Annotated in this window: 19 protein-coding genes; 8 read left to right on the forward strand and 11 right to left on the reverse strand. The window is 64.1% G+C overall.

Features of this window, described 5'->3' with window-relative positions; all coding sequences use genetic code 11:
• Positions 1–182: 182 nt before the first annotated feature.
• Genes BGP00_RS17055 through BGP00_RS17070 form a run of 4 tightly spaced genes read right to left on the reverse strand, consistent with a single transcriptional unit; the run spans position 183 to position 4,536 of the window.
• The gene (locus tag BGP00_RS17055) at positions 183–974 is read right to left on the reverse strand and encodes a CmcJ/NvfI family oxidoreductase (protein ID WP_292687536.1); all 792 of its coding nucleotides are present in this window, start codon (positions 972–974) and stop codon (positions 183–185) included.
• A gap of 11 nt (positions 975–985) precedes the next feature.
• On the reverse strand, positions 986–1,483 hold the full coding sequence (locus BGP00_RS17060) for a DUF3237 domain-containing protein (RefSeq protein ID WP_292687535.1): 498 nt from the start codon (positions 1,481–1,483) through the stop codon (positions 986–988).
• A 12-nt stretch (positions 1,484–1,495) separates the two neighbouring features.
• Positions 1,496–3,673 carry a PQQ-binding-like beta-propeller repeat protein gene (locus BGP00_RS17065; RefSeq protein ID WP_292687533.1) on the reverse strand — a complete coding sequence of 726 codons (2,178 nt, stop codon included), beginning with the start codon at positions 3,671–3,673 and terminating at the stop codon, positions 1,496–1,498.
• The gene (locus BGP00_RS17070; protein WP_292687531.1) at positions 3,670–4,536 is read right to left on the reverse strand and encodes a hypothetical protein; all 867 of its coding nucleotides are present in this window, start codon (positions 4,534–4,536) and stop codon (positions 3,670–3,672) included. Before BGP00_RS17070 ends, BGP00_RS17065 begins: the two co-directional genes overlap by 4 nt.
• Positions 4,537–4,687: 151 nt before the next feature.
• Here BGP00_RS17070 and BGP00_RS17075 point away from each other — a divergent pair, with 151 nt between their 5' ends.
• The 3 genes from BGP00_RS17075 (at position 4,688) to BGP00_RS17085 (ending at position 6,341) form a co-directional block, all read left to right on the forward strand.
• Positions 4,688–5,080, forward strand: a complete 393-nt coding sequence (locus BGP00_RS17075) for a nuclear transport factor 2 family protein (protein ID WP_292687529.1) — start codon at positions 4,688–4,690, stop codon at positions 5,078–5,080.
• Between the two features lie 111 nt (positions 5,081–5,191).
• Positions 5,192–5,575 carry a nuclear transport factor 2 family protein gene (locus tag BGP00_RS17080; protein WP_273618282.1) on the forward strand — a complete coding sequence of 128 codons (384 nt, stop codon included), beginning with the start codon at positions 5,192–5,194 and terminating at the stop codon, positions 5,573–5,575.
• 10 nt (positions 5,576–5,585) lie between these two features.
• Positions 5,586–6,341: an SDR family oxidoreductase gene (locus tag BGP00_RS17085; RefSeq protein WP_292687526.1), complete on the forward strand. Its 756-nt coding sequence runs from the start codon at positions 5,586–5,588 to the stop codon at positions 6,339–6,341.
• Positions 6,342–6,426: 85 nt separating this feature from the next.
• Here BGP00_RS17085 and BGP00_RS17090 read toward each other — a convergent pair whose 3' ends face one another.
• From BGP00_RS17090 to BGP00_RS17100, 3 genes are read right to left on the reverse strand one after another with little or no spacing between them, the layout of a single operon-like run.
• Positions 6,427–7,917 (reverse strand): aldehyde dehydrogenase, encoded by a 1,491-nt coding sequence (locus tag BGP00_RS17090; protein ID WP_292687524.1) that lies wholly within the window; start codon positions 7,915–7,917, stop codon positions 6,427–6,429.
• The gene (locus BGP00_RS17095; protein ID WP_292687522.1) at positions 7,914–8,870 is read right to left on the reverse strand and encodes an SDR family oxidoreductase; all 957 of its coding nucleotides are present in this window, start codon (positions 8,868–8,870) and stop codon (positions 7,914–7,916) included. Before BGP00_RS17095 ends, BGP00_RS17090 begins: the two co-directional genes overlap by 4 nt.
• Before the next feature lie 3 nt (positions 8,871–8,873).
• Positions 8,874–10,388 carry a carotenoid oxygenase family protein gene (locus tag BGP00_RS17100; protein WP_292687520.1) on the reverse strand — a complete coding sequence of 505 codons (1,515 nt, stop codon included), beginning with the start codon at positions 10,386–10,388 and terminating at the stop codon, positions 8,874–8,876.
• Positions 10,389–10,582: 194 nt separating this feature from the next.
• Between BGP00_RS17100 and BGP00_RS17105 the strand changes: the two genes are divergently transcribed.
• Entirely contained in the window at positions 10,583–11,458 is an 876-nt protein-coding gene (locus tag BGP00_RS17105; RefSeq protein ID WP_292687518.1) for a dienelactone hydrolase family protein, read from the forward strand.
• Between the two features lie 41 nt (positions 11,459–11,499).
• On the opposite strand, the gene BGP00_RS17110 is transcribed toward BGP00_RS17105, so the two are convergent.
• Entirely contained in the window at positions 11,500–14,010 is a 2,511-nt protein-coding gene (locus BGP00_RS17110; RefSeq protein ID WP_292687516.1) for a TonB-dependent receptor, read from the reverse strand.
• A gap of 211 nt (positions 14,011–14,221) precedes the next feature.
• Here BGP00_RS17110 and msrB point away from each other — a divergent pair, with 211 nt between their 5' ends.
• The gene (msrB, locus tag BGP00_RS17115) at positions 14,222–14,623 is read left to right on the forward strand and encodes a peptide-methionine (R)-S-oxide reductase MsrB (protein WP_292687514.1); all 402 of its coding nucleotides are present in this window, start codon (positions 14,222–14,224) and stop codon (positions 14,621–14,623) included.
• Positions 14,624–14,911: 288 nt separating this feature from the next.
• Positions 14,912–16,843 (forward strand): transglycosylase domain-containing protein, encoded by a 1,932-nt coding sequence (locus tag BGP00_RS17120; protein ID WP_292687543.1) that lies wholly within the window; start codon positions 14,912–14,914, stop codon positions 16,841–16,843.
• A 322-nt stretch (positions 16,844–17,165) separates the two neighbouring features.
• Here the strand turns inward: BGP00_RS17120 and BGP00_RS17125 are convergent, their stop codons facing one another.
• From BGP00_RS17125 to BGP00_RS17135, 3 genes are all read right to left on the reverse strand, one after another.
• A complete protein-coding gene (locus BGP00_RS17125; protein ID WP_168605097.1) occupies positions 17,166–18,695 on the reverse strand; it encodes a Do family serine endopeptidase in 1,530 nt (509 codons plus the stop codon).
• Positions 18,696–18,841: 146 nt separating this feature from the next.
• Positions 18,842–19,714, reverse strand: a complete 873-nt coding sequence (locus BGP00_RS17130) for a protease modulator HflC (protein WP_292687510.1) — start codon at positions 19,712–19,714, stop codon at positions 18,842–18,844.
• Positions 19,711–20,913 carry a protease modulator HflK gene (locus BGP00_RS17135; protein WP_246870310.1) on the reverse strand — a complete coding sequence of 401 codons (1,203 nt, stop codon included), beginning with the start codon at positions 20,911–20,913 and terminating at the stop codon, positions 19,711–19,713. The genes BGP00_RS17130 and BGP00_RS17135 overlap by 4 nt, the downstream gene beginning before the upstream one ends.
• A 193-nt stretch (positions 20,914–21,106) precedes the next feature.
• Here BGP00_RS17135 and BGP00_RS17140 point away from each other — a divergent pair, with 193 nt between their 5' ends.
• Both BGP00_RS17140 and BGP00_RS17145 read left to right on the forward strand, forming a co-directional pair.
• A complete protein-coding gene (locus BGP00_RS17140) occupies positions 21,107–22,117 on the forward strand; it encodes an Mrp/NBP35 family ATP-binding protein (protein WP_292687506.1) in 1,011 nt (336 codons plus the stop codon).
• Between the two features lie 7 nt (positions 22,118–22,124).
• Complete coding sequence (locus tag BGP00_RS17145; protein ID WP_292687504.1) at positions 22,125–24,392, forward strand: molybdopterin cofactor-binding domain-containing protein; 2,268 nt, start codon at positions 22,125–22,127, stop codon at positions 24,390–24,392.
• Position 24,393: the final 1 nt, after the last annotated feature.

The following is a 24,393-nucleotide window of genomic DNA, read 5'->3' on the forward strand; positions in this document are numbered from 1 at the left end:
GTGGATCTTTGACAATCACACCGTGAGGTGTCGCGTAGCGCGACTCAATTCCCTCTTGGAGCGCCGTCCACACCATCTGCGGCGCGGCGAGGTCACGCTTCGGGCGATATTGTGCACCACATAGACAGTAAAGGGATTGCAAAGGGACAAGTCCCTTTGCCCGCCGGAGGCACTCTAAACCCCTATTCCCACCAATATGCCGTCGCCCGCATTTCAATGCTCGACCGGGGCGGTGCATCCCCCGGCGCGTTGGGATCGTTAAAGGCCACATGGGGAATATGCCGCGCGGTGGCTTCGTCGCTGTCCTTGGTCTTGAACAGGATGGCCTCGCCCGCGTGCATGTTGGGGTAATAGTACCAGCGATGCGCCGGATTATGCGCGACGACCAGCCCTTCAAAACCCCATTCACGCCCATCGGGTTCATCGAATATCGCATCCGCCACGATCAGATCTCCTGCCGCCACGCTGCGCGCATCGCACAGGGCGAGGGGCACATCCTGCGGCGCGGGCGAGAGGGCGCGCCAGATGTTGATCGCGGCATAGCGGCGAAAGGGCCGCCCGCCCGCGCCGCGCTCGGCCATCATGCGCGATGATCCATCGGCCACATCGATATGGGCAAAGCGGGCAGGGTGGGAATTGTTGCCGCTGCCCGCGAGGCCCGATTTTTCCGAAAAGCGCAGGATGCCGTGGGGCGTGACTTTCACCTCATCGGCCCCGGTGACGCGTTGAACCAATGCCGCGATCTCGGGCGCATAGACGCCCGCAATCTGCGCCGGATCGCGCCAGTCCGAGACCGCGCTGTCATGCAGCGCCAGTGTAAACCCCTCGCGGTCGATGTCCGCATTCAGCCCTCGCGCGCTTTCCACGCGCATCGGGTGTGAAATAATGTCCAGCACATCGCGGTGATGGGCATTGGCGTAATAGCGGGGCCGTTCCACCCCGCGTCCGGAATAGGCGATCTGGGCGGTGGGCATCGCGGCCTCCTTTACGTCAGCGCGTAATAGCGCACATGGTTGCCATCCGGGCGGCGCTCGCCGATGCCGATGAAGATGTGGCGGGTCAGCCAGTCATGCTTGCCCTTGCTGGTTTCAAAGCTGGGCTGGGCGCGCAGGTAATATTCGGCGTGGGGCACCGGATCGCCCCCTGCAAAGGCCCATTGGCGCAGCCGGTCCATCACGCCCGGTTCGCGGCCCCAGAGGAAGCCTTTGTTCTGCATATAGATCAGCGTGCCGTCTTCCTCCTCCAGCATATAGCGGGCGTCGAAACAGGCGGTGTCATCGGGGCGGAACAGCGCATAATCGCCGCCCGAATTGGGCACGGCACGGCCTTTCAGACGCGGGCCTTCGAACGTACCCTCATCCACATAGACCGCGCTGCGCATCCCGCCCGATGGGATGTCGGGCACCATCTGCACCCGCGTGAAGCGCAAGGTGCAGGCGAAGGCGAATTCGAGGCGTGGGTTTTCGAGTGTGGAAAATTCCATGGGGTTCGGCCTCTAGTAATTGGAAAGAATGGTCAGCGCCGGTCCGTCGAGCGGCTTCTTGGCCTTCACCTTGGCCAGTTCCTCAACGCGGGTCTTGGCCTGCAGGTCGATCAGATAGGCGTGGATCGCATCGGCGTCCGCTGGCGTCAGGATGTCATTCCAGCGCGGCATTCCGCCGGGCACCAGCAGACCGTCGAGCAAGATCTGGCGGAAAGCGTCATGCGTGCCCGGCTGCATCCGGCGCAGGTCCGGTGTGATCGAGCGGTGGCGGTTGGCGTGGCAAATCGCGCAATTGGCGAAGAACAGCCCTTGCCCGCGCGCGATGGTCTCTGGCGTAACGCCCGGTGCCTGCGCAGGCGGTTCGGGCGCCACGGTCAGCGCGGGCAGGCGTGGCGGGGGCGTCATCCGCGCCTTGCCCTCCAGCTTGAACACCAGCAGGCGGTTGGCATTGACCCGGTTATAGGCGGCGGCATAGCGCGGCACAAAGGGAAAGCCCCCGCCGCCCCAGCCCGCCGCCACGGCGATATATTGGGTCTTGCCGATCATATAGGTCATTGGCGCGGCAAGGATGCTGGTGCCGGTGTCGATGGTCTTGATGATGCGCCCATTGGCGGCATTGCGCACCACCAGTTGCCCCGCGACATTGCCATGCACCATGATCCCGCCCTCGGTCACCAAGGCCCCGCTGCGGTCCTGCCAGCCCTTCATGTCGGCGGCCCAGACGGTCTTGCCGGTCAGAGGATCGAGCGCGCGCATCTGCGCCGTGCCGGGGTTCTTCACCGCCTCGGCGAAGGCGGGCAGGGCTTTGACTTGTGCGGCCAGCGGCGGGGGCAGGGTGTCGACCGCATCGCCCACATCGGTGGTAAAGATCAGCGCGGCGTCATTGTTGAGCCCCCGCGCCTTTAAAGGCTTCTGCCCCGGCGTCATAAAGATCAGATTGCCGATATCCAGCACCGCGCCATAATAGAGCCCAGTCTTGGGACTATAGGCCGCGCCATGCCAGTTGCGCGCGCCCGGCGTACCGGGAAACACGATCTTGGGCCCGGTGGTGTAGTCGGCGTTCTCCGGGGTCAGATTGGGCCGCCCGGTCTTCAGATCCACCCCGCTGGCCCAATTGACCCGCGCAATCGCATTGGCGCGCAGCAATTTGCCATCGCGCCGGTCGATCACATACATAAATCCGTTCTTGGGCGCATGGAGGACCACCGGGCGGTCCTCTCCATCCAGTTTCACATGGGTCAGCACCATCGGCTGGGTGCTGGTGAAATCCCAGTTATCGCCCGGCGTTTCCTGATAATGCCATTTCATCGCGCCGGTTTTGGGATCAAGCGCGACCACTGAGCCGATATAGAGATTGTCGCCGCCCGATGGGCTGCGTTTGGAGGTGGCATAAGGCCCGCCATTGCCGGTGCCGATCAGCACCAGCCCGGTTTCGGGATCATAATGAATCGCATCCCAAGGTGCGCCGCCGCCGCCAATGTCCCAGCGGCTTTTCGGGTCCCATGTTTTCAGCGCGGCGTCGAGTTCGGGGCGCTCCTGCGGTCCCAATGCCGGATCGCGCGGCACGACATGCCAGCGCCAGCGGATCTTGCCGGTCTTCAGGTCCAGCGCGGTGACATAGCCGCGCACGTCATATTCCGCCCCCGCCATGCCGATGATGACCACGTCTCCGGCCACTTCGGGCGCGCCGGTGGAATTGTCGCCCTTGGCGCGGTTTTCGATGAAGTCGGTCTTCCAAGCCACCTTGCCGGTTTTGGCGTCCAGCGCATACATCCAGCCATCGAGCGCGGCGATGAACACCTTGCCATTGGCCACGGCCAGCCCGCGATTGACCATATCGCAGCAGGCGGTGCGGTTGAGCTGCATATCCACCTGCGGCTCAAACGCCCAGAGCAGGCGCCCGGTGGCAGCATCATGGGCATAGGCCCGGCCCGCCACGCCAGCCGTATAGAGCACGCCCCCCACCATAACCGGGGTCGCCTCCATGCCGCGCGTGGTGCCAAGTTCGGCCATCCATGCCAGGCCAAGGCGCGGGGCATTGGCGGGGGTGATTTGGGTTAGGCGGCTGTAATGCGTCTTGCCCGCATCGCCGCCGGGGTTGGTCCATTCGGTGCTCGCGCCCTCCGGCTGGCCCGCAGCCAGTTGGGTGGCGATGGCGGCGATGGCCAGAGCGCCGATCAGCCGCTTCATGGCAGCTCCTCCAGCGGCCATGGGCTGGGCATCCGATAGGGGACGGTGATGAAATTGGCCTCGATCTGGCAAATCATGCCGTGGTCGATCTTGAACAATTCGGAGATGTAGAAGGAATGTGGGCGGCGCACCGGGCTGTTGACCCAGCGCCCGTCGGTCAGCTGATAGCGCTCCAGTTTGCCCGAATGGTCGATGAAGCCGAAAGCCAGCACGAGGCCGCGTTCCTCGTCCACCAAGGGGAAGCGGCGGGCGCGCAACTCATCGTCATAGCGGTAATTGCCCATGCGGAACTGTTCCTCACAGCCCAGCGCGGAAACGGGAACGATTTTGGCGAAATCGGGGTTGCGCGTGGTCTGCACGCCATTTTCCACCCGGTTGCAATCGGGGTGAAAGCGTGTGTGGATCGTGCCGTCGTTCAATTGCAGCGTGTCGAAATAGCCGTTCGAAAGGCGCACCATTTCGGCGCGGTCCACCGGGGCCTCGGCGTCGCTTTCAAGGATGGGCTTGGTCCAATAGCGCGGATTTTCGAATTTGATGCCCGAATCGCTTTGCCGCACGATGCACATTTCGCATTGCGTGATCTGGCCCGCCGCGTTGACGGCAAGGCGCAGGGTGAAGCCCGACTCCTCGATCGCCTCGATGATCGTGCCGAAATAGCCGACTTGGCCCGTGCGCGTGTCGGCAAAGCGGAGCCGGTATTCGCCGATGCCCTGGATGGTGTTCCAAACCCCGTCGCCTGGGTCCAGCATGACGTTGTTTTCGGAAAATTGCGCATCGGGCGCCCAATCGAGCGCGCCCGCATCGCGCGCCGCCAAAGCCGCCAGAAACCTGTCGAGCACGCCATAAAGCGCGGTCCGATCCATAACCTCTCCCCAATTATCTGGCGACAGGGGAGTGAGGGGTATGGTCCCTGTCGCTGGTTGCATCCTGTCTGGCATATGCTATCAATTGTTACAATAGCCATTGCGCGGACAGGCATGTTCATCGCGCAAAAACAACAGACAGGGGAGAGAGATGATGGCGCGGACTGCGCAGGAAGAGGCCAATCTGCGCCTCGTGATCGAGATGTATCACAAGGTTTTGATCGCGATGGATTCACAGGCTGTCGACCGCTATATTGCACCTGATTATGTGCAGCATTCCTCGCTGGCCGAGCCGGGCGTGGAGGCTTTGAAAGCGTTTCTCGACAAGGTTCGCGCAGAGAGCCCCGATGCGCGCCAGACCATCCATCGCACCTTGGTCGATGGCGACATGGTGGCGGTGCATGTCCATGTCGAACGGTTCCCCGGCGATCCGGGGCTGGCCGTGGTGGATATTTTTCGTGTGGCGGGCGGCATGATTGTCGAACACTGGGATGTGCTGCAGGAAGTGCCCGCGAATCCCGTCAATCCCAATTCCATGTTCTGAACCAGGGAGAGTGTCATGCTGCGTTTTTCGATGGCCGCCTTCATGTTGCTCCTGGCTGCGCCGGTCGCGGCGGCGCCTGCCAAAGGGCCTGCCAAAGGGGGTGTTTGCACAATGACGCCCAAGCAGGTCGTGGCCCGGTTCATGGACGAGTTTTACATGAAGAAGCAGGTCCGCTCATCCTTTGAGCGCTGGGTCGATCCCGGCTATATTCAGCACAATCCCTATGCCGCGACCGGGCGCGATGCCGCGATCACTTTCCTGGAAAAGTTTGTTAATGAAAACAAGGGGCAGCATACCAAGATCCACCGCATCATCGCCGACGGCAATCTGGTCGCCGTCCATTCGCACGGGTGGAACGAGGGCGGCGATGCGGCGGCCCAGCGCGGCTTTGCGGTGGTCGACATCTTTCGCGTCAAGGGCTGCCGGGTGATGGAGCATTGGGATGTGATCTCGCCCGTGCCGGAACATTCGGCCAATACGAACACGATGTTTTAAGGGGCGCGCAATGGTCTCGATTACCGGGGAATTTGTTGACCGCTGCGTGGTGGTGCTGGGAGGCACGGCGGGGATCGGCCTTGCCGCCGCCCGCCGCTTTCGCGAGGAGGGCGCCAAGATTGCCGTGACCGGGCGCAATCAGGCGATGCTGCGCGAGGTGACCGAGGATCTCGACGCCTTGGCCATCCGCAGCGACATGGCTGATCCGCAGCAAAGCGCGGGCGCGATGGCCGAAATCGAGGAGGCGCTGGGCGGGATCGACGTCTTGTTCGTCAATGCGGGCGTGGGCGGTTTTGCCCCGGTCGAGCAAGTCACCGAGGAATTCTGGGACCAGATCCATGATGTGAACCTGCGCGGCGCGTTCTTTGCGATTCAGCGCGCCCTGCCGCTGATGCGCGATGGCGGCGCTATTGTCATCACCGGTTCGATCGGTTCGCTGGCGGCCGTGCCGGGCAATGTGGTCTATGCTGCGGCCAAGGCAGGGCTGCGGGCGATGGCGCGCATTCTGGCCAAGGAATTGCTGCCCCGCCGCATCCGCGTCAATATGGTCAGCCCCGGCCCCACCGACACCGAAATTTTCAAGCGCGATGCAAGTCCGGAAACTATCGCCGAAATGAAGGCAATGATGGCGGGAGTGGTGCCAATTGGTCGCATGGGAAGCTCAGAAGAGCTTGCCGAGGCTGTGTTGTTTCTTGCCAGCGCGCGCGCATCGTTTATCAATGGCGTCGACCTATTCGTCGATGGCGGCTGTATCGAGCTGCGTTGACCCGACATCACGAGCTGTGAGAGGGGAAGGGGGCGTCGCCGTAATCTGGCCGGCGCCCCCTTTCGGGTTTTGGCCCTTTCGGGATTTAAAGCGCCGATGGCATCCCATCGAGCAGGATGGTCTTCAATTCCGTATAACCCAGCAGCCCCTCGATCCCGCCTTCGCGGCCAAGGCCCGATTGCTTGAAGCCGCCAAAGGGCAGGCCGAAATCCATGCGGAGCCCGTTTTGCCCCACCGCCCCGGTGCGCACCGCCCGCGCGATGCGATAGGCCGCATCGACATCCTGCGTCAGCACCGAACCATTGAGGCCAAAGCTGGAATCATTGGCGATGCGGATCGCGTCGGCCTCATCCTCATAGGGGATCAGCGCCAGGACCGGGCCGAAGATTTCCTCCTGCGCAATGCGGCTGGCATTATCGACATTGGCAAACAGGGTTGCCTCGATGAAATAGCCCTTGGGCAGATGGGCCGGACGGGCGCCGCCATGGACCAATTGCGCGCTGCGTTTGCCTTCCTCGATATAGCTCTCGATCCGCTCCAACTGCCGCTTCATCGCCACCGGGCCAAGCTGGGTTGTGGGATCGTCGCTGTGGCCGATCTTCACTTGCGCCATTTCGGCGGCAATCGCGGCTGCCAGTTCGTCATGGCGCGCCTTGCTCACAAGCACGCGGCTGAGCATCGCGCAGACCTGCCCGCTCATCATGCAGATGGTTCCGGCAAAGATCTTGGCCGCGATCTCAATCGGGAAATCGTCCAGCACAATCGCCGCCGATTTGCCGCCCAATTCCAGCGTGCATCGCGCAATCCGCTCGCCGCAGACCTGCGCGATGCGTTTGCCCGCCACGGTCGATCCGGTGAAGCTGACCTTGTCCACGCCCGGATTGCAGATGAGATGATCCGACGCCTCGCGGTGGCCCGTCACCAGATTGACCACGCCTGCGGGCACGCCCGCCTCCTGCGCCGCCTCGGCGATGATATAGGCCTCCAGCGGGGTTTCGGGCGAAGGCTTCATGATGACGCAGCAACCGGCGGCCAGCGCATAAGCCACCTTGTTGAGCATGATGCCATAGGGCCCGTTCCAAGGCGCAATCGCGGCCACCACGCCCACCGGCTCATAGGCGACAAGGCCCACAGCCGCGCCCACCGTGGGGCGCTTTTCGACCCAGTCGAACCCTTCGGCCATGGCGATGATGCCGTCGAACGTGGCGTTCGATCCGGCCTGCATGATGCCGGAAAAGCTGGCGAGGCCCCCCATCTGCATCGACCATGCCCGCGCCGTCTCGCCCACACGGGCGTGCAGGATCGCGGACATTTTCTTCATCACCGCGAAGCGTTCACCCGGCTGCATCCGGGGCCATGGGCCATGGTCAAAGGCATGGCGCGCGGCGGCCACGGCGGCGTCCATATCGGCTTCATCGGCCTCGGCCACGGCGGAGACCACTTCTTCGGTATCGGGGCTGACCTGTTCGATCATGCGGCCTGAATGGGCGGCCACCCACGCGCCGCCGATGAACAGGCGGTCGTTATGGGCAATATTGGGTTCAACCGGGGTAATCTGGGGGAAGGGGGCGTTCATTTCGCATGTTCCATCGGTTGGGCGGCCGCGCGCAGCATGTCTGCATGGGCCTCGATCAGGCTGCGCACGCTGCGGGCCGGGCGGCCGGTGAGTTTTTCGACATCATCGCTGCAGATGGCCAGAAAGCCCTCGCGGATCGCGGCGCCGAATGTCACCATGTCGTCGCTGTTCCACGGGATGCCGTTGACGCTTTGGTCGTCGACCGGGCGGCGCGGGATGCCCATCGCGTCGAACATCGCATATTGCGCCTCGTCCGAGACGGGTGTGTAGGCCAGCGGCACGCCGGTGATCTGCGAGAGGATCGCGGTCACTTCGGCAAAGCTCTGCAATTCCGGTCCGGTGATGTTGTAGATCCGGCCCGCATGGTCGCGCGTTCCGGTGGCAATATCGCGCAACACCGCCACCGCGCTTTCCACGCAATCCTCGCGCCAGACCATCGCCTCGCGCCCGTCGCCCGCGTTGGAGATCCATTGGCCACTGCTCATCACGCCGGGCCCGGCCATCACGATCATCGCATCGGCATAATGCGCATCGCGCAGCATGGTCCAGTCCATGCCGCTCTCGCGGATCAGGCGCTCGGTTTCGATATGGTCGTGGCGCACCTCGGCGGGGTTGGCCGGATCGTCGATGCCGATGAAGCTGGTGTAGAGGATGTGGCGAACCCCCTGCGCGGCGGCGGCATCAATCGCGGCCTTGTGCTGGGCCACGCGCGCACCCACCCGCGTGCCGGAAATCAGCAGCATGGTGTCCGCCCCCGCCACCGCATCGCCCAGCGTTTCGGGCCGGTCGAAATCGCCATAGCGGATGGTGCAGCCCTGCGCCTCGCGGTCGGCCAGTTTGGACGGAGTGCGGGAGATCAGCACCAGTTGATCCCCCAAACCCGCCGCGATCAGGCGATCGGTGACGCCGCGACCATATTGGCCGCTGGCGCCGGTGATAACGATCTGACCCATGATTTACTCTGCCGCGTCCAGAGCGCTTTGCGGCACCCACCAGCCATGGACCTGCGGGCGCAGGCGGGCGGGGATGGCGACCTTGGCCACAGGGCCTTTGTGCAGCGCGCCCGCATCCAGCACCCATGCGGCATGTTCGAACTGGTTATCGCCGGTCTGATGATCGACGATGGTGACGATATAGCCCAGATGGTCGGGATCATTCGACGGCACATGCACCGGCTCGTTCAGGCTCCACCCCACCGGCAGCGCCAGCGCATCGAGCACCTGACCGGCCGCGCCCGCGACATCGAGGCGGATGATCGTGTTGAACATCGCCCCCACCGGACCACCGGCCAGCGGCGGCCCCTTCATCTGCGGGTCCATGGTCAGCATCCAGCCATAGGGATTGGGCCGCCCCTGCATCCGCGCCGGGATCAGGGGGAAATCGCCTGGAGGCCCGACCACGCTTTGCGTCACGTCTGTCGCATCGCCCTTGGGGTCAACGCTCCAGCGGGTCAGCGCGCCTTGCACCTCCCACGGGGCCATATGGATGCCCGAAGCCTCGCGGATGAAGGGGAAGGCGTTGGTGTTCGACAGGCACTGGTCGAAATGGATGATGCCGTTGGCATCTTCAAAGGCGTTCATGAAGTGATAGGCCGAAACCCCCTTCGGTCCCTTGAACCAGCGCATGTCCGAGACATTGCCATAGCGCGGCATGATGCCCAGCCAGCTGTCGGTTTCCTGTTCATGCACCCAGTGATCGCCGCCCGCTTTCAGGCGTTCGAGCGAACAGGTGGTGGGATAGATCGGGAACAGCGCGTAATTTTCGGTGATCGCGAAATCATGCATCATCGCGCAATAGGGCGCATCGAACCACTGCTCGCTGGTCAGATGGCCGTCCTTGTCGACGATCAGATAGGCGATCTTGGTGCTGGCCTCGCCATCGGCCTCATAGCCATAGAGGAACATCTCGCCGGTCGCGGCATCGATGCGGACATGGGCGGTGACGGTCTTTGATTTCAATTTGCCGCCAAAGTCATAGGAGCCGCGCGTTTCCAGCGTGACCGGGTCGATTGCGTAGGGGCGGCCATCCTCCTTGGTCATCAGCAGGCGCCCGGCGTGCCACACCGGCGTGGTGTTGGCCACGGTGCGATCAATGCCCGCCACATCGGCATCATCGGTGAAGGGGTTGCGATAGCGGCCAAAGCGGGCATGGCCTTTTTCTTCCTCGGCCAGCCACCGCGCGGTGCGGACATAGCGGATCGCGTAATCCACGGTGTTATCGGCGTTGAAGGATACACGGCTGATCATGCCGTCGCCTGAGAGCACATTGTCGTCATCGAACTTGGGCGCGAAATGCGGGTCGGGCACGGCGCGATAGAAGCTGCCCAGCACCTCGGGGGGCAGGGTGCCTTCGACCTTCAGGCCCGTGAGCGTAAGTTCCTGTCCGACCGGCTGATTAAGGCCGATAAAATGCGGCGTTTGCGGAAATTGCCTTGCGTTTGCGGGCGCGTCGGCCCCTGCGATTGTTGCCATGATCCTCACCTTTTTATCGTAACGTTTGTTAGCATCTTATGCGCTTTGCGGCCTCATGCAATCCCCTTTCGACGGCCGGGCGCGCAAATTGTATCGCCCGACTGGGCGTGGTTGAATTATCTCCGTTTCTGCGCCAGCTTCGCACCGGAAAAACGGCGGGCCGCGCGGGCCTGTCCATCAAGGAGAGCATTCCCATGTGCGACGAACTCACCATCGCCGATGACGATGCCAATGCCGCCACGCGCGGCCTATCGCGCCGCCAGTTTGCCGCCGTGAGCGCAGCAGGCGCCGCCGCCGCCATGGCCGGGGCGCAGCAGGCGATTGCCGCAGGCGCGGCGCTCAAAGAAAACGCGGTGGCCATCACCACGCCCGATGGGCAATGCGACGCTTTCTTTGTCCACCCCGCCACCGGCAAGCATCCGGGCATCATCGTCTGGCCCGACATTGCCGGTTCGCGCGATGCCTATAAGGTGATGGCGCGCCGTCTGGCCTCGGATGGCTATGCGGTCCTGCTGGTCAACCACTACTATCGCACGGCCAAGGCGCCGCTGCTGAACAGCCTTGCCGAATGGCGCACCCCGGCGGGCGGCGAGAAGCTGAAGCCCGCCATCGCCGCGATCACCACGCCGGGCATCATCAGCGACGCCAAGGCTTTCGTGGGCTGGCTGGACAAGCAGGCGGCGGTCGATACCAAGCGCAAGATCGGCTCGGCGGGTTATTGCATGACCGGCGGCTATACCGTGCGCACGGCGGCGGCCAATCCCGAGCGCGTGACGGCCTGCGCCAGTTTCCACGGCGGCGGTCTGGTGGGCGATGCGGCCGACAGTCCGAACAAGCTGATCGGGGCGACCAAGGCCGGCTTCCTCTTCGCCATCGCCAAGAATGACGATGCGCGCAGCCCCGGCGACAAGGATGCGCTCAAAGCCGCCGCTGCGGCCGCCGGGCGTCCGGCCGAGGTCGAAGTGTACAATGCCGATCATGGTTGGTGCACGCTGGATGCGCCATCCTATGACAAGGGCGAGGCGGACCGTGCCTACGCCCGCCAACTCGCGCTTTTCGCCAAGCTGTAAAGAGAGAGGGGGAGGTTTTCGGCCTCCCCCTTTCCCATCCTTTAGAAGTCCTTCTTCAGCGTCACCGCCCATGTCCGCGGCAGGCCGGGCGCGCCCGACACGGTGCCGATCGACACGTAATTCGCGGTCATCGAGGTGAAGTAGTATTTGTTGAAGATGTTGCGCACCTCGACGCTGGCGGTCCAGCCATCGGCGGCGCTCTTCCATGTGATCCGGCCATTGCCCAGGAAATAGCCGTTGATCCGGTTGGTCGCCACCTGCGTGGCCAGCGATCCGCCGCCGCCATTGGTGGCCGTGCTGGTGGAAACCACGGCGCTGTCGACATTGGTGGGGTCGACATAGATGTGCGACTGGTAATTGCCATCGGCGCGCAGCGACAGCGTGCCCTTCAGGACATCGGGGATGTCATATTGCACGCCCGCGTTCCACTTCCACTGGGGCGTGTAGGGCGGAACCATGCTGGCGGTCACGCCGGTGCTGGCCGTGTCCACGGTGGTATATTTGAAATCGAGATAGGACAGCGATGCATCGAAGGTCAGCCCGGCGGTCGGGCGGATCATCGTCTCGATTTCAATGCCCTTCACATGGGCCGAGCCGACATTCTTTGGTTGCAGGCAAGGCGTCGAGGGGAAGCCCAGATTGTTGGGGCAATTCAGAACGGTCAGGATGATGTTCTTGTAATCATTATAGAAGGCCGACACGTTGAAGCGCAGCTTGCGATCGAACAGGTCGGACTTGAAGCCCGCCTCATAGGCTACGATGGTCTCGGGCTGGAAGGACTGGGCCTGGTTGATATAGAAGGGGCGCGGATTGACGCCGCCCGCGCGATAGCCGGTCGAAACCTGGGCATAGACCATCAGTTCGGGGCTGAAGCGATAGTCGCCCGCGATGCGCCAGTCGGTGCGCTGCTTTTCGAAATGGGCGTTGAGGCCGTTCAGAGCGGCAATCGCGCAATTCGCAGGCTGGCCCACGGTAAAGGGATAGCCGGTGCAGGGCAGGATCGTCGAACCATCGGGATTATGCCGCGAATAGGTGTAATCCTTGGTGTCCCAACTGGCGCGCACGCCGCCCGTGATGGTCAGCGCCTCGGTCAGCTTGCCCGAGACATTGGCGAAAACCGCCTTGTTGGTGGCAGGCGTCGTGTCCGGCCCGTGCAGGAAGTCGATGCCCGCATAGTTGAGGTCGATGCGCCCGGTATAGGTGCCCTTGGCGTGGAAATAGAAGCCGCCAACCGTGTAATCCAGACGACGGTTGAGCGCCTTGCCGGACAGGCGGATTTCCTCGCTCCACTGGGTATTGGCCTGCGCCTGTTCCAGCATCGAGGGCTGGACCGGGGCGCCTTCGGCAAAGGCCCATGACGAGGTGTAATGGCGATAGGCGCTGATCGATTTGAGCGCCAGATCCTCGGCGATCGTCCAGTCGATGGTCCCGGCAAAGCCATAATTGTCGAGGTTCGAATGCGGGTTCAGCGTCAGCGGCTTATAGGGCATCTGGCTGTCGGACGCGGCATTGTCGAAGAAGGTGGCATAGGAAACATAGCGCCCGTCATAGCCTGCGGGCACCGTGTCGCAGCTGTTCACGCCGCTGGCGACAAAGGCGCAGTTCAAGGGAATCGGGGCGCCATTGGTGCCGCGCAGCCATGGGCGGGCGGGCGACTTGCTGACGGGCGAACCGGCGAATTGCGCGATGGAATTGCCATAGATCAGCACGGTGGCGCCCGGCTCGTCGCGCTGGCGGGTGTAATCGCCCGAGACATTGACCTCGACATTGCTGGCCGGTTGCCAACGCAGCGCGACCTTGCCCGCGGTAAAGCTGGTGCCGCCCAGCGTGCCCAGCACCGGGCTGTCGCCGGTGGCCTGCGTTGGCACATTCGATCCGGGGTGGGTCTTGGCGTAATCCAGCCGCTTGACATAGCCATCGCGGTTCTTGGTCGCGCCCGACACGCGCAGGAACAGATTGTCGGCCAGTTTCAGGTCGAAAAAGCCGCGCATGTCGATGCGGTTGAACGAGCCGTAGGTGCCTTCGACCATGCCCTTGCCATTGCCCTGCGGCTTGACCGAATAGAGCTTGATCGAGCCGCCCAGCGAGTTGCGCCCGGAAAGCGTGCCCTGCGGGCCGCGCAGCACTTCAACCCGGTCAAGGTCCATCAGGTCGAGCAGCGACCCGGTGAGGGTGGGCAGGTAAACGTCATCGATATACATGCCCACGCCCGGTTCGAGCGCGAAATTGGGGTCTGTCTGACCCACGCCGCGGATAAAGGCGATGATGCCCGGCCCGAGATAGGCGTTTTGCGGGGTCAGCGTGACATTGGGCGTTTGCGCGGCCACTTCGGCCACATTGGTCTGTCCCCGCGCGGCCAGCGAGGCCCCGGTCATGGCCGTGATGGCCAGCGGCGTGTCCTGCAGCTTCTGGCTGCGGAATTGCGCGGTGACAACGATTTCGCCTGTGGTAACGTCCTTTTTGGGCTGCTCGGTTTGAGCATGGACGGTGGTGGCGGTTGCGATCATCGCAACGCAGGCGCCAGACAGGTAAAGCCCCCGAATACCGATCATGATGCATCCTCTCATAGGTGCGCGGCGAATCCCTAGCACGCCGCGTCAACGCCTGTTTATCGCGTTTGTGAAAATTTCAGCAATGTGATTGTTATTCCCAATCCCATTTTCACCACCACCGCGACATTCTTGCCGCAGTGGCCCCAGAGCCGGGGGCTTGCCGCGATGGAGCGCCCCCCCCATATATCTGGAGAGCAAAGGAGAACCCCCCATGGCCGACCCCCATATGCCCCAGACCGAGGAAGAATGGCGCGCGCGTCTGAGCCCGATGCAATATCATGTCCTGCGCGAAGGCGGCACCGAACGCGCCTTTACCGGCGAGTATGAAGGCAACAAAGCGGCAGGCGAGTATCTTTGCGCGGGCTGCGGCGCGCCGCTGTTCTCATCGGACACCAAATATAATTCCGGCTCGGGCTGGCCCAGTTTCTATGCCCCCGAGGGCAGCGACGCTGTTCTGGAGCACCGCGACATGTCGCATGGTATGATCCGCACCGAGGTGCGCTGTGCACGCTGTGACGGCCATCTGGGCCATGTCTTTCCCGATGGTCCGCAACCCACCGGCCTGCGTTATTGCATCAACAGCGCCAGTCTGGATTTCGAACCCAAGGATTGATCGCCCGATTTTGCGCACAAGCCAGCAATTTCAGGTTAACCAAGGACGCTCTATCGCCTATGCGGATTTGACAGGGCGCACGGGGATCCATTTCGTGCGCCCATGGTTTGTGCATGATTGGCGCGGCGTCGGCTTTCTCCCGCGCGCGCAGCAGGGGTTGGCATTTCGATGGCAAGGCAGAATAGGCGCGGTTCGGGCGATTCCGATAAAGAATCGAGTTCAGGCCTGCGTGGGTTTTTGAAGAAAATTGCCATCTGGACCGGGGCCTTTGGCCTGCTGGTGCTGCTCATGGCTTTTGCCGCTGTCTGGTTCGAAGCGCAGCAATTGCCCGATTTCGACACGATGAAAACCAGCCAGAACGGCCAGACCATCCTGGTGCGCGCACGCGACGGCAGCGAATTGTTCGCCATGGGGCCCAGCTATGGCAAATGGCTGTCCTATCAGGACATTCCCTCGGAGATGAAGGCGGCCATCGTCGCCACCGAGGATCGCCGTTTCCGCGATCATATCGGCATTGACCCGATCGGCGTGCTGCGCAGCTTTTATGTGCGCGCGCAAAAGGGCAAATGGCGTCAGGGCGGTTCGACCCTGACCCAGCAATTGGCCCGCACGATTTTCCTCAACAATGACCGCACGTGGAACCGCAAGGCCCGCGAGGCGCTGATTGCGCTGGCGCTGGAGTTCAAGTTCTCCAAGGACGAGATCCTCGAACTCTATCTGAACAAGGTCTATTTCGGTGGCGGCGCCTATGGCGTGGACGCGGCTGCGCGCAAATTCTTTGGTCATGAAGGCCGCCAGCTTAGCCTTGGCGAGGCCGCGATCATCGCCGGTCTGGTCAAGGCCCCCAGCCATTATTCCCCCACCGCCGACCAGCAGGCCGCGATTGACCGCGCCAAGGTGGTGCTGGAGGTGATGGTGGACGCCGGCGCGATCACCCCGGCGCAGGCCGACAGCGTCGATCTGCAATCGGTCAAGCTGGCCGCCGAAGCTTCGCAGAGCACGGTGCGCTATTTCACCGACTGGGCGCTGCCGCAGCTCGATGTGCTGCTGCCTGAAACGCGCGACCCCAACAATCACGACAATCTGGAAGTCTGGACCACGCTGGATCCCAAACTCCAGAATGCCGCGACCTCGGCCATCAAGGGCTATACGCCCAAGGATTCGCAGGGCGCGCTGGTCAGCATGGACCGCGACGGCGCGGTGCTGGCGATGGTGGGCGGGCTGGATTACGTGACCAGCAATTACAACCGCGCGACCAATGCGCTGCGTCAGCCTGGCTCGGCGTGGAAGCTGTTCGTCTATATGGCGGCGCTGGAGGCGGGCGTGAAGCCTGACGATCCGGTGGTTGACCAGCCCGTCACCATTGATGGGTGGAGCCCGCGCAATTCGGGCGGCACCTATGCGGGCCAGATCGACGTGCGCACCGCCTTTGCCTATTCGAAAAACACCGTGGCCGCGCAATTGGGTCAGCAGGTGACGTTTGACGCCGTGGCCGCCATGGCGCGCCGTTTCGGCATCAGCACGCCGATTTCGACCAACCCCTCAATGGTGCTGGGCAGCAATGACGTGCGTGTGATCGACATGGTAAAGGCCTTTGCCGCCGTCTCGGCGCGGGGCACTTCGGTCGAGCCCTATGGCATCGTCAAGGTCGTCGCCAGCGATGGCCGCGTGCTGTATGAACATGCCCAGAAGCAGGGCCAGACGCTGGTCGCGCCCTTCGTTTCGGCGGGGATCACCGATCTGCTCCAGACGGCGGTCAATATCGGCACCGGCCGCGCGGCCCAGATCGGCCGCCCTGTCGCAGGCAAGACCGGCACCACCAGCAGCAACAAGGACGGCTGGTTCCTCGGCTTCTCCAGCGGCGTGACCACAGGCGTGTGGATGGGCCGCGACGATGCCAAGGCGGTGCCCGGCCTGCAGGGCGGCACGGCCCCGGCGCGCGCCTTTGCCCAATATATGAAGGTTGCCGTGGCGCAGCGCCCGATTGAGCCCTTCGAAACCCAGTTGACCCTGCCCGACTGGCAGCTGGAACCCGACGATATCGCCAATCTCAGCGGGCCGGACGCCTATGTGCCGACCGATGAGGGCGCGATCCCCGATGGCAACAACCCCACCGACAATCAGCCCGCGCCTGCGGCCAATCCGGACTTTCTGGACAATGCCACCGGGCGGCAGGGGGATAATACCCGCAAGCGTGCCCAGCCGGGCGTGGGGATTTAAGGGGAAGGGATAAGTGCGAGGGTCTAGACCCTCGCGCTCCCATTACTGCCTGCGCTGCGTTACGGGTTCGATGTTCGGTGTCGGACGCAACGTTTGAATTTATAAAGCCTGCGGCGCGGTGAGCGATGAGCTTACCGCGCCGCAGGCTTTTATCCTATGCCCCAGTCCGCAACCTCGCCCACCTAGCGCCACCCCATAATGGGATTGCAAAGGGACCGAGTCCCTTTGCCCGCCGGAGGCACAAAACCCGCGACCTCACAAAACAAAACCCCCGCCAGCCTGACGCTGACGGGGGTCTTTATTCATGGCCGATGCATAACGATCAACGCAGGCGGATGCCCACATAGATCGGCGGTTGACCGGGGCGCATCCACTGTACGCCGATGGCGGTGCGGCCTGCGGACTGCGCCGCGCGGATGCTGTTTTCGATCTCGCCCACGCTGGTGATCGGGGTGTTGTTGACCGAGAGCAGCACGTCGCCGCGTTCAAAGCCCTTGGCGCCCGCGTCCGACGAGGCATCGACGCCCGCCACGACCACGCCCTTGGTATCCTCGGGCAGGCCGAGCTGGCGCGCGATCTGCGGATTGAGCGAGAGCAGCGAGAGGCCGAGTGCCTTTTCGGCAAGGCCAGTGCCCTTGGTGGGGGCCTTTTCGAAATCGTCGCCGCCCTTCTTGCGGTCAAAGGTCTGCTGGGCCAGTTCCTCGTCGGTCGGACGCTTGGACACCGCGACGTTGAGCGTCAGACGCTGGCCGCCGCGCAGCACTTCGAGCGGGATCTTGGTGCCCGGCTTCACGTTCGAGACGAGGAAGGAGAGGGTCTGGTCGCGGGTGACTTCCTTGCCGCCCACCTTGAGCACCACGTCGCCCGCCTTGACACCGCCCTGATCGGCGCCCTTGCCGGGCTCGACCGCCTGGATCAGCTCGCCGCGATTATGGGGCAGGCCCATCGAATCGGCATAATCGGTGGTCACAGGCTGGATCCGCACGCCAAGATAGCCGCGCTCGATGGTCTGACCCTTGATGAGCTGATCGACGATGGGCGCGGCGGTTTCGGCCGGGATGGCAAAGCCGATGCCCACGCTGCCGCCCGAGGGCGAGAAGATCGCGCGGTTGATGCCGATCACCTGGCCCTTCATGTCGAACATCGGGCCGCCCGAATTGCCCTGGTTGATCGCGGCGTCGGTCTGCAGATAGCGGTCATAGGCGCCGCCCTGACCCGTGTTGCGATAGACCGCCGAGATGATGCCCGCCGTTACTGTGCCGCCAAGGCCGAATGGGTTGCCGATGGCCACCACCCAGTCGCCCACGCGCGAGGCACGGCTGTCGCCGAACTTCACGAAAGGCAGCGGCTTGCCAGCGGTGATTTTCAGCACGGCAAGGTCGGAAGCGGCATCCTTGCCGATCAGCTTGGCCGGATATTCGCTGCCGTCGGGCAGGGTGACGGTGATCGATTCGACCACGCCCTGCCCCTCGGGCGTCACCACATGGTTGTTGGTGACCAGATAGCCGTCGGCCGAAACGATGAAGCCCGAACCCAGCGATTGCGCCTCGCGGGTCTGGGGCTGGCCCTGACCATCCCCGCCGCCGAAGAAGCCCTCAAAGGGGGTGCCGGCAAAGGGATTGGCCCCGCCTGCCACGCGCACCTTCTGGCGGGTGGAAATGTTCACCACCGCCGGCTGCAACTGACTGGTAAGATCGGCAAAACTGGACGGCGCGCCCACGCGGGGCGTGATCGCCTGAATGTTCTGCGCATCGTTTTGCGCCACCTGCGCCCCGGCGGGAAGTCCGGTGAGGAGCGAGAGGGTCGCACCCCCAAGAAGCAGCGCACTGGTCACTCCATAAGCGTATCGCACTGGGCATAGTCCTTGTTGTGTTGCCCGGACCCGGTTGCACCGGGGGCGGGGGCCGGTCTCCGTCCGGCCATGGGTTATTCACGCGGGATATTTACGCGCCCTTGTCCTGAATGGAAATTGAATAGGCGCGTGCCGGTTCCATGGCCCTATTGGCCCTTTTGATTGCGGAACTGGCGCAGATAGTCATTGTCCGGCGTCAGCACGATGGTGGTCGATGACTTGTTGGCCGGATTGGCGAAGGTGGTGCGATAACTCTCCATCGCGCGATAGAAATCGTAGAAGCTCGGGTCCTTGCCATAGGCTTCGGCATAGATCTTGGCAGCGGCCGCCTCGGCGTCGGCGCGGATGATCTGGGCCTGTTTCTGGCCCTGTGCGCGGATGGCGGTGGCCTCCTGATCGCGGGCGGCCTCCATCCGGGCAAAGGCGCGCTCCAGTGGTGTGCCGTCGGGCAGATCGGCGCGCTTGATGCGCACGTCGATGATCTGGGCGCCATATTCGCGCGCCTCGATGTCCAGCGCCTTGCGGATCTGCTCCATCATCAACCCGCGCTCGGGCGTCAGCAGCGACTGGAACGTATAGGAGGCCAGCCCCTGACGCAGCACGCTGGTCAGGATCGGCTGCAACTGTTCCTGCACCCGCTCGCTGGTGCCTGCCGTGCGGACCATCTTGACCGGGTCGATGATGCGGAAACGGGCATAGGCGTCCACCTCCAGCCGCTGCTGGTCGGAGGAGTTAACCTGCTGGCGCTCCATATCCAGATTGAGCACGCGTCGGTCCACCCGCACCAGCGTTTCAAGGAAGGGCACCCGCAGCGACAGCCCCGCGCCGGTGTTGCCATAATCCACGCCCGGCTTGTAACGGTTGATGACGCGCACCGGATCGCCCAGCCACATCACCACCGCCTGCTGGCTTTCGGGCACCTCGACAATGGCCGAAAAACCCACCAGCGCCGCCGCGATCAACCCCGCCACCGCCAGTTTCGCGCGCGGGGCAAGGCCATCCTGAAACAGGCCGCTCATGGCTTCACCACCGTGGTTTCCTCGGAAGGCTTCTTCTGGATCGCGGGCAAAGGCATATAGGAATTGAAGCCGCCGGCAGGGGCGATCACCTTGTCATTCTGCGACAGAACCTGCTCCATCGTGGCGTAATACATGCGGCGGCGCGTGACTTCGGGCGCCAGCTTGTACTGATCATAAACCTTGTTGAAGGCGGTGGCATCACCCTCGGCGCGCTGGGTCACCTGTTCGGCATAGGCGCGCGCGTTCGACATGTCGCGGTTGGCGTCCTGCTGGGCCGCCTGCACGCGCTGAAAGGCATCGTTGACCTTGGCGGGCGGATCGGCCTTCTTGATATCCACACCCTGCACCAGAATGCCCGAATGATAGGCGTCCAGCACGGCCTGCATCCGCTGGCGCACATTGCTCTCGATCTCGGCGCGGCGGGTGCCCAGCATCACATCGTTGAGCTTCACCTCGGCCACGCTGGCGCGCATCGCGGCCTCGGCCACTTCGCGCACGGTGCCCTTGGGGTCTTCCAGCTGATAGGTGAACTGCTTGAGATTACGGATGTTCCAGCGGATGATATAGCTCAGATCGACCAGGCTCTGATCCCCCGTCAGCATCAGCTTTTCCATCTCGCCATCGGGCACATTGTCGCGCCGGATCGAGGTCACATCCTCCACCCGCACGCGCTGGATCGGCCATGGCGCGGTGAAATTCATGCCCGGTCCGATGGTGGAGGTATATTTGCCAAAGGTGGTGACGATGCCCTGCTCGTTCGAGGAGAGCTGATGCCCGGTGGAAAAAATCAGCCAGACCAGCGCCACCCCGCCCAGCACCATGGGGGTCCAGCTCTTGCCGTCGGGGCGCTGGGGAATGCGGAAATTGGGGCCGGGGGGGATGGGGCCGGGTCCGCCGGGGCCGCCATTCTCTCGCCGGGCGCGGAAAATGTCCTCAAGGCTGCTGGCGCGGCGCGGGCCGCCGCCCTTGCCCGCGTTGGGGCCGCTGCTGGGCGGCTGCCACGGGTTGCGCGGGCCGCCGCCGGGCTTCTCGCTGCCGGGCCTGTCTCCCTCGGGCTTTTTGCCGCCGGCATCGCCATCATCCTGCTCGGCGCTGAATACCGGGGGCAGGGCAGGGGACATGTCCCAGACCCGATCCTGTTTCCGGCTCTGAAACCGGCGTTGAATTTCCTGCGCTATCCGCTCGGCCACTTGCTTCATAGTGTTATCTATAGGTGCCTCCTTGCGAATTAACAGGGGGCGATTGAAGCCCTGCGCGCAAATTTCCCCAAGGATCGGCACTTTCGGATGTTTCCCCTTGGGGGCAAAATGCTCTAGGGCGCGGGGCGCGCCTGTTTTTTGGCCCCTTTTGTTGCCCTGATTTGTTACCCTGTTTTGCTGCAAGGAAACCGTGATGACTGCCCAGCCTGCCGATGATCTGCGCCAACTTCTGCCTGCCGATATGGCCGCGCGGGTGCAATCGCTGCGTCTGGCCGACGGGGTGGTGACGCTGGTGTTGGACGGGGCGGGGCTGGATGGCGATGGCCGCGCCGCGCTGGAGGCGGGGGCCAAAGCGACGCTCTCGGCCGCGCCCGGCGTATCCGAGGTGCGCGTGGGCATTGTGGCCGACCGCGATGCGCCTCCTCCGGCTCCCAAGGGGCCGCTGATCCTTGCCGTGGGTTCGGGCAAAGGGGGCGTGGGCAAATCCACCCTCTCGGCCAATCTGGCGGTGGCCCTGTCGCGGATGGGGGTGCGGGTCGGGCTGGTCGATGCCGACATCTATGGCCCGTCGCAGCCGCGCCTGCTGGCCAATGAGGGCAAGAAGCCCGAAGCCAAGGACAGCAAGATGTTTCCCGTGCCCAGCCCTTATGGCGTGTCGGTGCTCTCGATGGGCCATTTGATCGAGGACGGCCGCGCGATTGCCTGGCGCGGGCCGATGGTGTCGGGCGCGCTGGGGCAATTGATCGACGCCTGGTGGGGCGAAACGCAGGTGCTGGTGATCGACCTGCCCCCCGGCACGGGCGATGTGCAATTGACCATGGTGCAGAAGCACAAGCCCGCAGGCGCCGTCATCGTCTCGACCCCGCAGGATCTGGCGCTGATGGATGCCAGTCGCGCGCTCAACCTGTTCGAGGCGGCCCATGTGCCGGTGCTGGGGCTGGTGGAGAATATGGCGGGCTATGTCTGCCCCCATTGCGGCAATGTGTCGGACCCCTTCGGCTGCGGCGCGGTCGAGGATGCGGCTAAAAGGCTCGATATGCCCTTCCTTGGCCGCGTGCCGCTGGATATGGCGATCCGGCTTGGCTCGGACGCGGGGCAGCCGCCCGCGGCGGGCGAAGGTCCGCAGGCCGAGGCTTTTGCCGCCATCGCCCGCAAGCTGCTGCCGTGGCTGGCCACGCAGGGTGTGACCCCGGAAAAGGGCTAAGCCGCAGATGGCCATCACCCGGCGGCAATGGTTGATCGGCGCGGCGGCGGGCGGTGGCCTTGTGGTCGGGTGGAGCCTGCTGCCCCGGCATTACGCCTATCCTTTTCCGGCTGAGGAGGGGGAATATCCCTTCGACGCATGGCTGCGCATCGGCAAGGACGGCGTGGTCAATGTGGCGATCCCCCAGCTCGAAATGGGGCAGGGGGTGATGACCGTGCTGGCCCAGATCGCGGCGGTCGAACTGGGGGCGGATTGGCGACAGGTGGCCGTGACGCCCGCGCCCATTGGGGCGCAATTTCCCAATCTGCCGCTGGCGGCGCATTGGGCGCCGCTCTGGGTGCCGATTGTCGCGCCGCTGGTCGCGGACAGGCACAGCTGGATGGTGCGCCGCTGGGCCGAGGATCACCGCTTTATGGCCACGGGCGCGGGCACATCGGTGTCGGCCTATGAGGAACCCCTGCGCAAGGCGGCGGCAGGCGCCCGGGCGGTGCTGGCCATGGCGGCGGCGGCGCGCTGGAATGTGCCTTGGGAGCAATGCGAGGTGTCGGGCGGGGCGGTGCGCCATGGCGCCCGCTCATTCGGCTTTGGCGCGCTGGTTCAGGATGCGGCGGGCCTGACCCCGCCCGATCCGCCGGTGATGCGCCCCACGCCGCCTGCGGAAAGCCCTGCGGCGCTGCCCGCAGGGGCGGATCTGGCCTTTCCCCGGCTCGATGCTCCGGCCAAGGTTGATGGATCATGGCCCTTTGCGGGCGATATTCGCCTGCCTGACATGCTCTATGCCGCGATCCGCCATGCGCCGCGCGGCGAGAATATCGCTCTGGGCGCGCATGATGCGGGCCGGGCGCGCGGGGTTTCCGGCTTTGTCCGCATGGTTGAAGGGCCGCGCTGGGTGGCCGCTGTGGCCACCGACTGGTGGGCGGCGGAACAAGCGCTGGCCAAAATCGCGCCGGGCTTTGTGGTGGAAAAACCGCTGGAAAGCGCAGGCGTCACCAAGGCGTTGGATGATGCGCTGAAGGGCGATGACACCCATCGCATGGTGTCGCAGGGCGATGCCGACGACATTCTGGGCGCGCATCCGCAATTTTCCGCGCGCTATGATATTGCCCCTGCAATGCATGCCGCGCTGGAAACCGCCACGGCCACGGCGCGCCTGCGCGATGGGAAGGTCGAGGTCTGGGCCGCGGTGCAGACGCCCGAACGGGCCAGACTGGCGATTGCGCGCGATCTGGCGGTGCCCGCGCATCAGGTCATGCTCTATCCCGCCGCCGCCGGGGGCAGCTTCGATGCCCGTCTGGACGCCCGCTTTGCCATTCAGGCCGCCGCCATCGCGCAGGCGGTGGGCAAGCCGGTGCAATTGATCTGGAGCCGGTGGCAGGAGCATGTTGCCGGTCTGCCGCGCGCGCCCATGGCCGCCCATGTCGAGGCGCGGGCCGATACGGCGGGCCATGTTGCGGCCTGGCGCGCCAAAATCGCCATGCCCGCCACAATGCGCGAATTCGGCCTGCGGATGCTTTCCGCCGCCAGCCCGACCAAGGCGGCCAAGATGCAGGACCGCAAGGACATTATGGCGATGGAGGGCGCCAATCCGCCCTATGCCATTGCCCATGTGGCGGTCGATCATGCCCCGGCCGCCATCGGCCTGCCCACGGGCCAGATGCGCGGGGGGCCGTCTGCGCTGCACGCCTTTGTCATCGAGAGCTTCATGGACGAGATCGCCGCCGCGCAGGGGCGGGAGCCTTTGTCCTTTCGCATGGGCATGTTGGCGGACGACGCGCGGATGGCTGCCTGTCTTCAGCGCGTCTCGGCGCTGGCGGGGTGGAACGGCGGCAAGGATGGCAGTGGGGCGGGGCTGGCCTGTCACCGCATGGGGGCGGTGGCCGACGGCGGCTGCATCGCGGCCATCGCCACCGCGCGGCGCAGCGATGCGGGCGTGCGGGTGGACCGCATCACCGCCGTTGCCGACATTGGCCGCATTATCAACGCCGACATTGCCCGCCAACAGATCGAGGGCGGGCTGATCTATGGTATCGGCCTTGCCCTTGGCGCCAGCACGGGCTGGGCGAAGGGGCTGCCGATTTTGTCGCGACTGGGTCAACTGGGTCTGCCCTTGCTGGCCGATTGCCCCGAAGTCGAGGTTGAATTGATCGCCAGCGGGGCCGATCCGTTTGATCCTGGCGAGTTAGGCGTGGCGGTGGCCGCGCCTGCGATTGCCAATGCTCTGTTTTCCGCCACAGGTATCAGGCTTCGCCGCCTGCCTCTGGCCTCTGACGATTAGG

Origin of the sequence: Novosphingobium sp. 63-713 (assembly GCF_001898925.1) — a bacterium.
Lineage (GTDB): Bacteria > Pseudomonadota > Alphaproteobacteria > Sphingomonadales > Sphingomonadaceae > Novosphingobium.

Excerpts from the sequence above, each read along its gene's own strand:
- BGP00_RS17055 (WP_292687536.1), bottom strand. The coding sequence starts at position 974 with ATGCCCACCGCCCAGATCGCCTATTCCGGACGCGGGGTGGAACGGCCC.
- BGP00_RS17060 (WP_292687535.1), bottom strand. The coding sequence starts at position 1,483 with ATGGAATTTTCCACACTCGAAAACCCACGCCTCGAATTCGCCTTCGCC.
- BGP00_RS17065 (WP_292687533.1), bottom strand. The coding sequence starts at position 3,673 with ATGAAGCGGCTGATCGGCGCTCTGGCCATCGCCGCCATCGCCACCCAA.
- BGP00_RS17070 (WP_292687531.1), bottom strand. The coding sequence starts at position 4,536 with ATGGATCGGACCGCGCTTTATGGCGTGCTCGACAGGTTTCTGGCGGCT.
- BGP00_RS17075 (WP_292687529.1), top strand. The coding sequence starts at position 4,688 with ATGATGGCGCGGACTGCGCAGGAAGAGGCCAATCTGCGCCTCGTGATC.
- BGP00_RS17080 (WP_273618282.1), top strand. The coding sequence starts at position 5,192 with ATGACGCCCAAGCAGGTCGTGGCCCGGTTCATGGACGAGTTTTACATG.
- BGP00_RS17085 (WP_292687526.1), top strand. The coding sequence starts at position 5,586 with ATGGTCTCGATTACCGGGGAATTTGTTGACCGCTGCGTGGTGGTGCTG.
- BGP00_RS17090 (WP_292687524.1), bottom strand. The coding sequence starts at position 7,917 with ATGAACGCCCCCTTCCCCCAGATTACCCCGGTTGAACCCAATATTGCC.
- BGP00_RS17095 (WP_292687522.1), bottom strand. The coding sequence starts at position 8,870 with ATGGGTCAGATCGTTATCACCGGCGCCAGCGGCCAATATGGTCGCGGC.
- BGP00_RS17100 (WP_292687520.1), bottom strand. The coding sequence starts at position 10,388 with ATGGCAACAATCGCAGGGGCCGACGCGCCCGCAAACGCAAGGCAATTT.
- BGP00_RS17105 (WP_292687518.1), top strand. The coding sequence starts at position 10,583 with ATGTGCGACGAACTCACCATCGCCGATGACGATGCCAATGCCGCCACG.
- BGP00_RS17110 (WP_292687516.1), bottom strand. The coding sequence starts at position 14,010 with ATGATCGGTATTCGGGGGCTTTACCTGTCTGGCGCCTGCGTTGCGATG.
- msrB (WP_292687514.1), top strand. The coding sequence starts at position 14,222 with ATGGCCGACCCCCATATGCCCCAGACCGAGGAAGAATGGCGCGCGCGT.
- BGP00_RS17120 (WP_292687543.1), top strand. The coding sequence starts at position 14,912 with ATGGCTTTTGCCGCTGTCTGGTTCGAAGCGCAGCAATTGCCCGATTTC.
- BGP00_RS17130 (WP_292687510.1), bottom strand. The coding sequence starts at position 19,714 with ATGAGCGGCCTGTTTCAGGATGGCCTTGCCCCGCGCGCGAAACTGGCG.
- BGP00_RS17135 (WP_246870310.1), bottom strand. The coding sequence starts at position 20,913 with ATGAAGCAAGTGGCCGAGCGGATAGCGCAGGAAATTCAACGCCGGTTT.
- BGP00_RS17140 (WP_292687506.1), top strand. The coding sequence starts at position 21,107 with ATGACTGCCCAGCCTGCCGATGATCTGCGCCAACTTCTGCCTGCCGAT.
- BGP00_RS17145 (WP_292687504.1), top strand. The coding sequence starts at position 22,125 with ATGGCCATCACCCGGCGGCAATGGTTGATCGGCGCGGCGGCGGGCGGT.